Below are 13,638 nucleotides of genomic sequence, written 5' to 3' on the forward strand. Positions count from 1 at the left end.
CCCTTGATCTGGCGGCGCGAATGCCGCATCACAGCCCGATGGGACCGCTTGAAACCTATCGCGCCCGCCTGCAGGCAGGCAGTTTGCACGACGACCCGGCGCAGGAATTGGCCGCCGAGAAGCTGGAATTGCTGGCGCGCCGCCTGGCGCATTATCAGCCCGGCGCCGGCGATGCCGGCTGGCTGCAACGGCTGAGCCTGGGCCGCAAACGCGAACCGGCGCCGCAAGGCCTCTATATCTATGGCGAAGTGGGCCGGGGCAAATCCATGCTGATGGATCTGTTCTTCGATGCAGCGCCGGTGGCCCGCAAACGCCGGGTGTATTTCCATGCCTTCATGCAGGAGGTGCACGGGGCGATTTTCCGCTATCGCAACCTGCCGCCGGACTCCGACGAGAAGAAGCGCGGCGGCGACGACCCGATCAAGCCGGTGGCCAAGCAGATCGCCGAATCCGCCTGGCTGCTCTGCTTCGACGAATTCCAGGTATCCGATGTGGCCGATGCGATGATCCTTGGCCGATTGTTCGAGAAACTGTTCGACCGCGGCGTGGTGGTGGTGGCCACCTCCAACCGCGCACCCGACGATCTCTATATCAACGGCCTGAACCGGCCGCTTTTTCTGCCCTTCATCGCGCTGTTCAAGGAAAAGCTGGATGTGCTGCATCTGGCGGCCGAACGCGATTACCGCTTGCAGCGGCTGTCTGGCAGCCCGGTCTGGCATGCGCCGCTGGGCATGGCCGCCACCGAAGCCCTGCAACGCGCCTTCGATCTGCTGACCGATGCCGATCCCGGCATGCCGGAAGAATTGCCGGTGCTGGGCCGTGTGCTGAAAGTGCCCAAGCAGGCGCGCGGCGTGGCCTGGTTTCGCTTTGCCGATCTATGCGAAACCGCTTTGGGCCCGGCGGATTATCTGGCTTTGGCCAAGCGCTACCACACGCTGATCCTGCAGGATATTCCGCGCCTGAGCGCCGACAAGCGCAACGAAGCCAAGCGTTTCGTGACATTGATCGACACATTGTACGAAGCCCATGCCAAGCTGATCGCAGCCGCCGAGGCAAAGCCGGAAAGCCTTTACCTGGAAGGCGATGGTGCATTTGAATTTCAGCGCTGCGTCAGCCGCCTGAACGAAATGCAAAGCGATGAATATCGCGCCCTGCCGCATCGCGGCGCGTGAATGCTGCCATATCGCGCAGGTTGATCCGGCCATTGATGGCACGGAGTTTGCGTAGCCCATCGCCTGCTATGATGCGGCGAGACGAAACAGGATCAAGTTGAGCGGTTTGCGCATTCTTCTGATCGATGAGGACCCCGAACGCGCTGCGTTGCTGGACGAAACCCTGCGCGCCCAGGGCTATGAACTGGTGGCCCGACTGCCACCTGATGAATTGAGCGCCAAACGCGTCAATGAAATCGGACCCGACATCATCCTGGTGGATATGGGTTCGCCGAGCCGCGACACCATCGAAAGCATGCGCCAGATCAACGAGGAACAACCGCGCCCGGTGGTGATGTTCGTCGATCAATCCGACGACAGCATGGTGGCCGAAGCCGTACAGGCCGGCGTGTCGGCCTACATCATCGACGGCCTGAATGTAAAACGCGTGAAGCCCATTCTAGACGTGGCAATCGCGCGTTTTCGCGAGTTTCAGGCGCTGCGCGACGAGTTGAAAAAGACCAAGGCAACCCTTGCCGAACGCAAGCTGATCGAACGCGCCAAGGGCCTGCTGATGCGCGAGCGCGGGCTGAATGAAAGCGAGGCCTATGCCGCCTTGCGCCGGCTGGCCATGGACCGCCAACAGCGCCTGGCCGATGTGGCCGAGGCCCTGCTGGCCTTCGCCGATGTGCTGAAAAACAAATAGCCCGCTGCATAGCTGGGCAGCACAGCCGCTTATTTTTTGTGCGATGCAACAGAAAGCTTCTGGCTGCCCGACTCGCCTGCGGCATACGCGGGACTGCGGCATGGAGAAATTTTTCCGCATACGGCACGATTTCATTTTAGCCTTATAAATAAAGGCTTTTTCAGCGCTCCGCCGAACCCGCGAAGTCGTTTGGACGGCCACCGGAAACCGGCATGGGCGGGCAGCTGGCATGCTTCCTGCTAATCAGACTGCGAACACCCACCGCAACGGCGCGGAGGGTTCTAGCGCCGGCCCCGGGCGATGCAGCCTGGATAAACCGGACCCAGAGGGACAATGGCGTCCCGCGATCACGACCCATGGATTGGGTGGTGGCGCGGACGCCTTTTTTTATGTCTTCAGCCTGGCTGAAGGCCGCAACGAGGGGGAATTCGATGCGTAAGGACGTGAACAAGCAATCCCGCAAGCTCGCCGTTAATCGCCGCGACCTGCTGAAAACCGGCGCCGGCGTGGCCGGCCTGCTGGCCGCCGCCAAGCTGGCCTTTCCATCCGGTGCTTTCGCCCAGGCCGCTGGCCCCGAGGTGAAAGGCGCGCGGCTGGGCTATATCGCGCTCACCGACGCTTCGCCGCTGATCATCGCCAAGGAAAAGGGCCTGTTCGCCAAATACGGCCTGCCCGACATGAGCATCGAGAAGCAGGCATCCTGGGGCGCCACGCGCGACAATCTGGAGCTTGGCGAGGCCGGCGGCGGCATCACCGGCGCGCATATCCTCACCCCCATGCCGTATCTGATTTCCAGCGGCAAGGTGACCAAGAATAACGTGAAGCTGCCGATGTATATCCTGGCGCGGCTGAACACCAACGGCCAGGCAATCTCGGTCTCCAAGAATTACGCCGGCATGGGCGTGACCACCGATGCCAAGACGCTGGCCGCAGCCTTCAAGAAAGGCAAGGCGGAAGGCAAGGATCTGAAGGCTGCCATGACCTTCCCGGGCGGCACCCACGATATGTGGATCCGCTATTGGCTGTCGGCCTCCGGCATCGATCCCGACAAGGATATCGCCACCATCGTTGTGCCGCCGCCGCAAATGGTGGCGAACATGAAGGTGAACGCGATGGAAGCCTTCTGCGTCTGCGAGCCGTGGAACCTGCAGCTGATCCACCAGAAAATCGGCTTCACCGCGCTGATGACCGGCGAATTGTGGAAGGACCATCCGGAGAAATCGCTGGGTCTGCGCGCCGATTGGGTGGACAAGAATCCGAAGGCGGCCAAGGCGATCCTGATGGCCACCCAGGAAGCCCAGATGTGGTGCGACAAGATGGAAAACAAGGAAGAGATGTGCAACATCGTCGGCGGCCGCGACTGGTTCAAGGTGCCGGTGAAGGACATCCTCGACCGCACCCAGGGCACCATCGATTACGGCGATGGCAACCGCACCGCCAAGGTGGGCGTGGAAAGCCCACTGATGATGAAATTCTGGCGCGATCATGCCTCCTATCCGTTCCAGAGCCATGAATTGTGGTTCCTGATCGAAAACATCCGCTGGGGCTATCAGCCGGCCGATCTGGATACCGCCGCGCTGGTGAAACAGGTGAACCGCGAAGACCTCTGGCGCGAAGCCGCCAAGGGCCTGGGCGTTTCCGATGCCGATCTGCCGAAATCCACCTCGCGCGGCAAGGAAACCTTCTTCGACGGCAAGGTGTTCGATCCGGCCGATCCCTCGGCCTATCTGAAATCCCTGGCAATCGCCCGGGTTTAATCGAAACCCGGCCTGATCAAGCGATCCTGAAAGAAAGCGGCGGAGACATGGCGATGAAAATGGAAACCATCGACAAGACGGCACTCGGTTTGGGTGCGGCGCGGAATTCCGCGCCGCTGCTGCCGAAACTGAAAAATGCCGCCCGTGCGATAGCCTCGCGCGTGTTGCCGCCGCTGCTCTTTCTGGCCCTGTTGATCGGCATCTGGGAAATCGCCTGTTCGCAGCCCAATGCCTCGCTGCCGCCGCCTTCCACGGTGGTGCAGGATACCTGGATGCTGATCAGCGATCCGTTTTTCGACAAAGGCAATCTCGACAAAGGCCTGTTCTGGCATCTCGCCTCCAGCCTGAAGCGCGTTGCCATCGGCTTCTCGCTGGCTGCCGTGATCGGCATCGGCTTGGGTGTGCTGATCGGCCAATCCACCCTGGCGTTCCGCGGCCTGGATCCGATCTTCCAGGTGTTGCGCACCGTGCCGCCGCTGGCCTGGCTGCCGCTTTCGCTGGCGGCCTTCCGCGCCGCCGATCCTTCGGCGATCTTCGTGATCACCATCACCGCGATCTGGCCGATCATCCTCAACACCGCCGTGGGCATCCGCAACATCCCCGCAGATTACCGCAATGTGGCGCGTGTGCTGCAGCTCAACGGCTTTGAATATTTCTTCAAGATCATGCTGCCGGCCACTGTGCCTTTCATGTTCACTGGCCTGAAGATCGGCATCGGCCTGAGCTGGCTGGCCATCGTGGCCGCTGAAATGCTGATCGGCGGCGTGGGCATCGGCTTCTTCATCTGGGATGCCTGGAACAGCTCGCTGATCAGCGAGATCATCCTGGCGCTGATCTATGTGGGCCTGGTGGGCTTCATGCTGGATCGGCTGATCGCCTTCATCGGCAGCCGCGTGGGCGGCGGTGCCGCTCAATAGGAGGGCGCCGACCATGCCACGCCGCACCGGCAAACCCCGCGCACAGCGCCCCGCCAAGGCGATTTCCGCCAGCGTGAAGATCGGCTTCATCCCGCTTACCGATTGCGTGGTGCTGATCGCTGCCCAGGAAAAAGGCTTTTTCCGCCGCCATGGGCTGGATGTGGAATTGTCGCGCGAACCATCCTGGGCCAACGTACGCGACAAGGTGGCGCTAGGCGCACTGGATGCGGCGCATATGCTGGCGCCGATGCCGCTGGCTGCCACCTTGGGTGCCGGCGGCTGGCGCAAACAGCAGATCGTCAGCTTTGTGCTGGCGCTGAACGGCAATGCCATCACCATTTCCACCGCGCTGTGGCAGCGCCTGCTGGAGATCGAGCCCAATCTGGCCAACAAGCGCGCCGATGGCGCCAGCGTGATGCGCAAGCTGATCGCCAAGGATCGCAAGGAAGGCAAGCCGAAACTGACGCTGGCCACGGTGTTCAATTATTCATCGCACCAGATTCAGTTGCGCTACTGGCTGGCAGCCGCCGGTATCGATCCGGACCATGATGTGGATCTGGTGGTGGTGCCGCCGCCGCAGATGACCGACCGGCTGGCCGCCGGCGAGATCGATGGCTTCTGCGTGGGCGATCCATGGAATTCGCTGGCGGTGCTGCGCGGCGTGGGACGCATTCTGATTTCCGGACAGGAAATCTGGAACAACCGCATGGAAAAGGTGATCGGCGTGAACCGCGACTGGGCGGAACGCAATCCGCTGGTTGTGAAAGCCATGACCATGGCGCTGATCGAAGCCGCCGAATGGCTCGACAAGCCGGAAAACCGCCTGGAAGGCGTGGAGATCATGGCCAAGCCTGAATATATCGGGCCCTACGCCGCCGATGCGATCCGCTTAGGCATGCTGGGTGTGGTGCGCTACGGGCTGGACGAACCGCCCGAGCATATGCCGGATTTCCATGTGTTCAGCCGTTATACCGCCAATTTCCCCTGGCGCAGCCAGGCCGAATGGTATCTCGGCGAAATGCGGCGCTGGCACTTGATCGATCCTGCCACCGATATCTCGGCATTGGCCGATGTGGTGTATCGCCCCGATATCTACCGCGAGGCAGCGGCCGCGCTGGACAAGCCGTTTCCGCTGATCGACCGCAAGCCGGAAGGCCTGCATGCCGGCCATTGGATTCTGGGCCAGGCCACCGCGCCCATCGAGATGGGGCCGGATCTGTTTTTCGATGGCTCGTATTTCTCTTCGGCCCGCATGGGCGCACAACCTGTGCGCAGCGTTGCCGCCGAGCCCGTGCTTCCCACCCTGCGCCGCAATCCGGCAAACCGATAGGAGCCCATCATGAGCGCATATCTCAGCATCGACGATGTGGGCATGACCTTCGCCTCCGCCCAGGGCGCCAATTTCGTGGCCCTGCGCGATATCGACCTGAAGATCGCGGCCGGCGAATTCGTGGCGCTGATCGGCCATTCGGGCTGCGGCAAATCGACCTTGCTCAACATCATTGCCGGGCTGTTGCGCGCCAGCAAGGGCGGCGTGCTGCTGCAGGGTAAGGAAGTGAACGATCCCGGCCCGGATCGCGCCGTGGTGTTTCAGAACCATTCGCTGCTGCCCTGGCTGAGCGTTTACGACAATGTGAAGCTGGCGGTGGACAAGGTGCATGGCAAGACCAAGAGCGCCAAGGAGCGCGATGACTGGACACGCCACAACCTGGCCCTGGTGGGCATGGACCAGGCCCTGACCAAGCGGCCCAACGAAATTTCCGGCGGCATGAAACAGCGCGTTGGCATTGCCCGCGCCCTGGCCATGGAACCGAAAGTGCTGCTGCTGGACGAACCGTTCGGCGCGCTGGACGCCCTGACCCGCGCCACACTGCAAGACACCGTGATGGAGCTGCATGCCAAGCTGAATAACACGGTGATCATGATTACCCATGATGTGGATGAGGCGGTGCTGCTGTCTGATCGCGTGGTGATGATGACCAATGGCCCGGCGGCCACGATCGGCGAAATCCTGGATGTGAAACTGCCGCGCCCGCGCAATCGCCTGGAGCTGGTGACCGATGCCGAATATGGCCGCTACCGCCAGGCGATTCTGGAATTCCTGTATGCGCGCCATCGCGCGCCTGCCCATGCGGCGTAAACAGCCAAGATAAGGCTGAGGAGGAAACGCGCCATGAAACAAAGATTGGTCGTTGTCGGCAATGGTATGGCGGCCGGCCGCGTGTTGGAGGAAATGCTCGAGAAGGCGCCCGATGCCTATCAGATTACGATCCTGGGCGCCGAACCGCGGGTGAATTACAACCGCATCATGCTATCGCCGGTTCTATCCGGCGAAAAAACCTATGAGGATATCCTGATCCACGATCAGGATTGGTATGCCCGCCATGGCATCGCGCTGCTGCCGAGGCGCAAAGCCGTGAAGATCGACCGCGCGGCTCGCCAGGTGCACGCGGAAGACGGCACCATCCTGCCTTACGACAAGCTGCTGATCGCCACCGGATCGAACCCGATCATGCTGCCGGTGCCCGGCGCCGATCTGCCCGGTGTGCTGGGCTATCGGGATCTGGACGATGTGAATGCCATGCTGAAAGCTGCCGAAGCCGGCGGCGCGGCCGTGGTGATCGGCGGCGGCCTGCTGGGTCTGGAAGCGGCTGCCGGCCTGAAGGCGCGCGGCATGGATGTGACCGTGCTGCATCTGATGCCCACATTGATGGAACGCCAGCTCGATCCGGCCGCAGGCTATCTGCTGCAAAAAGCCATCGAGGCGCGCGGCATCCGCGTCATCACCCGGGCCAACACCCATGCCATCCTGGGCGAAGATAAAGTGCGCGCCGTGCGCCTGGATGACGGCAGCGAATTGCCCGCCGATATCGTGGTGATGGCGGTGGGCATCCGGCCCAATGCCCAGCTTGCCAAGGAGGCCGGCCTGGATGTGGGCCGCGGCCTGAAGGTGGACGACACCACGCGCACCAGCGACCCCGATATCTTCGCGGTGGGCGAATGCGTGGAGCATCGCGGCATTTGCTATGGCCTGGTGGCGCCGCTTTATGAGATGGCGAAGGTGACCGCCGCGCATCTGATCAATCCCTGCGACGATGCCTATACCGGCTCGGTCACCTCCACCAAGCTGAAGGTGACCGGCATCGACCTGTTCTCGGCTGGCGATTTCAATGAGGCCAAGGACAGGGAAGAGATCGTGCTGCGCGATGCCGCGCGCGGGGTTTACAAACGCCTGGTGATCAAGGACGACCGGATCATCGGCTGCGTGCTGTATGGCGACACAGAAGATGGCAGCTGGTTCTTCCAGTTGCTGCGCGAGGGCACGCCGATCAACGATCTGCGCGAAACCCTGATATTCGGCCGTGGCTATGCGGGAGGCGCCCCGCTGGACCCTATGGCGGCCGTTGCAGCCTTGCCGGATGATGCGGAAATCTGCGGCTGCAACGGCGTATGCAAGAGCAAGATCGTTTCGGCCATCGCCGAAAAGGGCCTGACCGACCTGGACCAGGTGCGCGCCCATACCAAGGCGTCTGCCTCTTGCGGCTCCTGCACCGGGCTGGTGGAGAAACTGCTCACCCTCACGCTCGGCGACGGCTACAAACCGGCAACCGTGAAGGCGATGTGCGGCTGCACGGATCTGGGGCATGACGACGTGCGCCGGCTTATCGTGGCGAAAAACCTGCGCAGCATTCCCGCCGTGATGCAGGAACTGGAATGGAAGACCTCCTGCGGCTGCGCCAAATGCCGGCCGGCGCTGAATTATTATCTGATCGCCACCTGGCCCGGCGAATATGTGGACGACATGCAGTCGCGTTTCATCAATGAGCGCGTGCATGCCAATATCCAGAAAGACGGCACATACTCCGTGGTGCCGCGCATGTGGGGCGGCGTGACCACGGCGGCCGAATTGCGCGCGATTGCCGATGTGGCCGACAAATTCAATATTCCCACCGTGAAGGTGACCGGCGGCCAGCGCATCGACCTGCTGGGCGTGAAGAAGGAAGACCTGCCGGCCGTTTGGGCCGACCTGAACGCCGCCGGCATGGTATCCGGCCATGCCTATGGCAAGGCCCTGCGCACGGTGAAAACCTGTGTGGGCACCGAATGGTGCCGCTTCGGCACCCAGGATTCCACCGGGCTTGGCATCAAGCTGGAAAAATTCTCCTGGGGCAGTTGGACGCCGGCCAAGGTGAAGTTGGGCGTATCGGGTTGCCCGCGCAATTGCGCCGAAGCCACGGTGAAGGATTTCGGCGTGATCTGCGTCGAGTCCGGCTACGAGCTGCATGTGGCGGGTGCCGCCGGCCTGCATGTGAAAGCCACGCAATTGCTGTGCAAGGTGGAGACCGAGGCCGAGGTGCTGGAATATTTCGGCGCCCTGATGCAGGCCTACCGCGAGCAGGCGCGCTACCTGGACCGCATCCATAGCTGGGTCGACCGCGTGGGCCTGGCCAATGTGCAGGCGCAGATCGTGACCGATGCCGAAAAGCGCCAGGCGCTGTATCTGCGCTTCCTGAAGGCGCAAAGCTTCGCCCAGAGCGATCCTTGGGCCGAGCGCGTGAATGGTGCCGAGGCGCATGAATTCACCGCCATGGCCGATCTGCGCATGCCGAAAATGGATGTGAAGGAGATGGCGTGATGAACATGCTGCCTCTCACATCAAGCGAATGGGCACCCGGAGAATGGGTGGAAATCGGCGAGTTGGAGGCGATTCCGCGCCGGGGTTCGCGGGTGGTGAAAACCGCGCGCGGCGATATCGCGGTGTTCCGCACGCAGGACGACAAGGTGTTCGCCCTGGAAGACCGTTGCCCGCATCGCGGCGGGCCGCTTTCGCAAGGCATCGTGCAAGGCGACAGTGTGACCTGCCCGCTGCATAACTGGGAGATCGGCCTGGCCGATGGCCGCGCGCGCGGGGCCGATCATGGCTGCGCCCGGCGCATCATGGTGAAACTGGAACATGGCCGCGTCTCGCTGGCCTGGGCCGACCTGATGGAAACCGCCTCTTGAACGAAACGCGCTCCACCTGCCCCTATTGCGGCGTGGGCTGCGGCGTATTGCTGCGGCCCACAAGCGAAGGCGGGTTGGATGTGCGCGGCGATCCTGAGCATCCGGCCAATCGCGGGCGGCTCTGTTCCAAGGGCGCGGCCCTGGGCGAAACCATCGGCCTGCAAGATCGCCTGCTGCATCCGCAAATCCATGGCCGCCGTGCCGGCTGGGATGAAGCGCTGAACCTGGTGGCACGGCGCTTTGCCGCCACCATCGCCGCGCATGGGCCGGACAGCGTGGCCTTCTATCTCTCCGGCCAGTTGCTGACCGAGGATTATTACGTGGCCAACAAGCTGATGAAGGGTTTCATCGGCAGCGGCAATATCGACACCAATTCGCGGCTCTGCATGGCATCCGCCGTGGCCGGCCATCGCCGCGCCTTCGGCAGCGATACCGTGCCGGGCGTGTATGAGGATATCGAACTGGCCGATCTTGTGGTGCTGGTGGGATCGAATCTCGCCTGGTGCCATCCGGTGCTGTTTCAGCGTTTGCAGGCGGCCAAGACGGCAAGGCCGGAATTGCGCGTGGTGGTGATCGATCCGCGCCGCACGCAAACCGCGCGCTTCGCCGATCTGCATCTGCCGTTGCTGCCGGGCAGCGATGTGGCTTTGTTCAATGGCTTGCTGCATTACCTGGCCGGCCATTGCGCAACGGACGATGCCTTCGTGGCTGCCCATGTGCAGGGCGCGGAAGCCGCACTGGCGGAAGCTGCCGGCTTCGACATCTCGCAGGTGGCCCGCCTCACCGGCCTGGCGCCCGATCTGCTGCGGCAATTCTACGCCTGGTTCGCCGAAACGCCCCGCGTGGTCACCGGCTTTTCCATGGGCGTGAATCAATCCAGCAGCGGCACCGACAAGGTGAACGCGATCATCAATTGCCATCTGCTGACCGGCCGTATCGGCAAGCCTGGCGCTTCGCCGTTTTCCATCACCGGCCAACCCAATGCCATGGGCGGACGCGAAGTGGGCGGCCTGGCCAATCTGCTGGCAGCCCATATGGAGATCGAAAACCCCGCGCATCGCGCGCTGGTGCGGGATTTCTGGCAAGCACGGCAATTGACCGAAAAACCCGGCCTGAAAGCCGTGGAAATGTTTGCCGCCTTGCGCGAGGGCCGCATCAAGGCGATCTGGATCGGCGCCACCAATCCGGTGGACAGCCTGCCGGAAGCCGATCTGGTACGCGCAGCCCTGCAGGCCTGCCCCTTCGTGGTGGTTTCGGATGTGACAATGGCCTCCGACAGCGTGGCCATGGGCCATGTGCTGTTGCCCGCCGCCGCCTGGGGCGAAAAGGATGGCACGGTGACCAATTCCGAGCGCCGAATTTCGCGCCAGCGCGCCGCCTTGCCGCTGCCCGGCCAGGCTAGGCCGGATTGGTGGATCTTCGCCCAGGTGGCGCAGCGCATGGGCTTTGCCGATGCGTTCGATTATCCCGATGCGGCAACGATCTTCCGTGAGCATGCGGCGCTGTCTGGCCTGGGCAACGATGGTAGCCGCGATTTCGATATTTCGGCGCTCACCGAGCTTTCGAGCTGGGCCTACGATGCATTGCCGCCGCTGCAATGGCCGCTGCCGCGCGGCGCTGAGCTGAGCGATACACCGAAACGTTTTTTCGGCGATGGCGGTTTTTATACGCCGGATCGCCGCGCCCGCATGCTGGCCCTGCCCTATCGCATGCCAGCCAGCGGCGCTGATGCGGATTATCCCCTGGTGCTGAATACCGGCCGCCTGCGCGACCAATGGCATACCATGACGCGCACCGGAAAGGCCGCCCGGCTGATGGCCCATATCGCCGAACCTTTCGCCGAACTGCATCCCGAAGATGCGGCGCAGCTTGGCATCGTTCCGGCCGGCCTGGTGATGGTGGAAAGTCCGCGCGGCCATGTGCTGGTGCGGGCATTGTTGAGCGAGGACCAGCAGCGCGGCAGCGTTTTCGTGCCGCTGCATTGGACCGATCAACTGGCATCGCGCGCTCGCGTGGATGCCTTGATTGCGCCGCATCGAGATCCCTTCTCGGGCCAGCCGGAATTGAAATTCACCCCGGTGCGCGCAAGGCCCTATAAAGCCGCCTGGTATGGCTTTGCCGTTCTGGCGCAAAAGCCCATGATGCCGGATTGCGACTATTGGGCGCTGGCGCCGGCCCAGGCGGGTTGGCGGCTGGAATTGGCACATGATGCCATGCCGGCGGATTGGGATAGCTTCGCCCGCATATTGTTCGGCCTTAACAGCGACGATGCCATGTTGGCCTATCACGACCGTGCATCCGGTCGCGTGCGGCTGGCGGCGTTTCGCGATGGGCGCCTGCTGGGCGCATTGTTCGTGGCGCCGGAGCCGGTGGAGGTGTCGCGCGCCTGGGCCGCCGCGCAATTGGAACGCTGCGATGTCAGCCCAGCCGAATGCCTGCGCCTGCTGGCCGGCCGCGCCGGTAATGATCGACCCGATCAGGGTGCCATCCTCTGCGCCTGCCATGGCGTGGGCGTGAATCCCATTCTGCGTGCCATCACCGAGGCCGGTTGCAACAGCGTGGCGGCCGTGGGCGCCGCCACCAAAGCCGGCACCAATTGCGGCTCCTGCCAGGGCGAGATACGGAAACTGCTCGATGCGAATGCCATCCAGAAAGCCGGCTGAAGCGCCGCCACACCGCATGCAAAAGCTGGCCAAGCTGCCGCTGTTCATGGATCTGCATGGCCGCCGCGTGCTGGTGGCCGGCAATGGCGGGCCCGCCGCCTGGAAAGCCGAATTGCTGGCGGCCAGCGGCGCCGATGTTGTTGTGCTGGCCGATGCGCCGGGCGAGGAAATGCAAAGCCTGCTGCACAACGGCGCCGCCGATGGGCAAGTGCTGCATCAGCCGCGATGCTGGCAGGATGATGATTTCGCCGGCATGGCACTGGCCGTGATCGAAGCGCAGGACGATGCGGAAGCAGAGCGCTTCCGCATGGCCGCGCATCGCCATGGCGTGCTGGCCTGCGCTATCGACCGGCCGATGCAGAGCGATGTGCAATTCGGCAGCATCGTGAATCGTTCGCCGATCGTGATCGGAATTTCCACCGATGGCGCGGCCCCTGTGCTAGGCCAGGCGATCCGTCGCCGTATCGAAATGCTGCTGCCGCCGGCTTTGGCCGATTGGGCAGCCGCGGCGAAAACCCTGCGCAGCCGCCTGAAGACCATGCTGCCCGATGCCGATGCGCGCCGTGCCTATTGGCGGCGCTGGGCCGAACTGGCTTTCGCGGCTCCAGCCGCCGAGGCCAAAGCCCGCAGCCTGGCCCTGGCCCATGAGTATCAGGCAACCGGCTGCGCGAGCGGCGGATCGGTAACCCTGGTGGGTGCCGGGCCGGGCGATGCGGAATTGCTGACCATCAAGGCGATGCGCGCGCTGCAATCCGCCGATGTGATCCTGTTCGACGACCTTGTGTCGCAGGATGTGCTGGAGCTTGCGCGCCGCGAGGCCAAGCGCATGCTGGTGGGCAAACGCGGCCGCCGCGCCAGTTGCAAACAGGACGACATCAACGACCTGATGCTACGCCTGGCAAACCAGGGCAAACATGTTGTGCGGCTGAAATCCGGCGACCCGATGATTTTCGGCCGCGCCGGCGAGGAGATCGAACGCCTGCGCGCCGCCGGCATTCCGGTGCGCGTGGTGCCGGGCATCACGGCGGCTTTGGCGGCAGCCGCCAGTCTGGGGGTTTCGCTGACCCATCGCCAGGCGGCGCATTCGGTGCGTTTCGTCACCGGCCATGCGCGCGATGGCAGCATGCCGGCCGGGCTGGATTGGCGCGGCATGGCCGATCCCGATTGCACACTCATGCTGTATATGGGCGGCGGCACCGCCCCGGCGATTGCCGCGCGGCTGATTGCCGAAGGCGCATCGCCCGACCTGCCGGTGAGCGCAATGGCCGCCATCTCGCGGCCCGATGAAATGCGCTGGCATGGCTGCTTGCGGGATTTGCTGGAAGGCTGCCCGCTGAATGCGGGCGAGAGTACCGCCGGTGCGCCGCTGTTGATCGGCATCGGCCAGGTCTTCCGCCAGGCCGCGGCGCAAAGCCGCGACCTGGCGATATCGGCGTAAGC

At 63.4% G+C, this 13,638-nt stretch carries 10 protein-coding genes; all 10 read left to right on the forward strand.

Features of this window, described 5'->3' with window-relative positions:
- Positions 1-20 precede the first annotated feature (20 nt).
- A complete protein-coding gene (gene zapE / locus KF827_RS10195) occupies positions 21-1,172 on the forward strand; it encodes a cell division protein ZapE (RefSeq protein ID WP_291004439.1) in 1,152 nt (383 codons plus the stop codon).
- A gap of 106 nt (positions 1,173-1,278) precedes the next feature.
- Complete coding sequence (locus KF827_RS10200) at positions 1,279-1,857, forward strand: ANTAR domain-containing response regulator (protein ID WP_291004442.1); 579 nt, start codon at positions 1,279-1,281, stop codon at positions 1,855-1,857.
- A gap of 431 nt (positions 1,858-2,288) precedes the next feature.
- Positions 2,289-3,614, forward strand: a complete 1,326-nt coding sequence (locus KF827_RS10205) for a CmpA/NrtA family ABC transporter substrate-binding protein (protein WP_291004445.1) — start codon at positions 2,289-2,291, stop codon at positions 3,612-3,614.
- A gap of 53 nt (positions 3,615-3,667) precedes the next feature.
- Positions 3,668-4,531 carry a nitrate ABC transporter permease gene (gene ntrB / locus KF827_RS10210; protein ID WP_291004448.1) on the forward strand — a complete coding sequence of 288 codons (864 nt, stop codon included), beginning with the start codon at positions 3,668-3,670 and terminating at the stop codon, positions 4,529-4,531.
- 13 nt (positions 4,532-4,544) lie between these two features.
- Positions 4,545-5,861 (forward strand): CmpA/NrtA family ABC transporter substrate-binding protein, encoded by a 1,317-nt coding sequence (locus KF827_RS10215; protein WP_291004451.1) that lies wholly within the window; start codon positions 4,545-4,547, stop codon positions 5,859-5,861.
- A gap of 9 nt (positions 5,862-5,870) precedes the next feature.
- A complete protein-coding gene (locus tag KF827_RS10220; RefSeq protein WP_291004455.1) occupies positions 5,871-6,671 on the forward strand; it encodes an ABC transporter ATP-binding protein in 801 nt (266 codons plus the stop codon).
- Between the two features lie 33 nt (positions 6,672-6,704).
- Positions 6,705-9,167, forward strand: coding sequence for a nitrite reductase large subunit NirB (gene nirB / locus KF827_RS10225; protein ID WP_291004458.1), 2,463 nt, complete (start codon positions 6,705-6,707; stop codon positions 9,165-9,167).
- On the forward strand, positions 9,167-9,535 hold the full coding sequence (nirD, locus tag KF827_RS10230) for a nitrite reductase small subunit NirD (protein WP_291004461.1): 369 nt from the start codon (positions 9,167-9,169) through the stop codon (positions 9,533-9,535). Before nirB ends, nirD begins: the two co-directional genes overlap by 1 nt.
- Positions 9,532-12,198 (forward strand): nitrate reductase, encoded by a 2,667-nt coding sequence (locus tag KF827_RS10235; RefSeq protein ID WP_291004463.1) that lies wholly within the window; start codon positions 9,532-9,534, stop codon positions 12,196-12,198. The genes nirD and KF827_RS10235 overlap by 4 nt, the downstream gene beginning before the upstream one ends.
- 16 nt (positions 12,199-12,214) lie before the next feature.
- The gene (cysG, locus tag KF827_RS10240) at positions 12,215-13,636 is read left to right on the forward strand and encodes a siroheme synthase CysG (protein WP_291004465.1); all 1,422 of its coding nucleotides are present in this window, start codon (positions 12,215-12,217) and stop codon (positions 13,634-13,636) included.
- The last annotated feature ends 2 nt before the right edge of the window (positions 13,637-13,638 follow it).

This window comes from Ferrovibrio sp. (genome assembly GCF_019636075.1).
GTDB lineage: Bacteria > Pseudomonadota > Alphaproteobacteria > Ferrovibrionales > Ferrovibrionaceae > Ferrovibrio.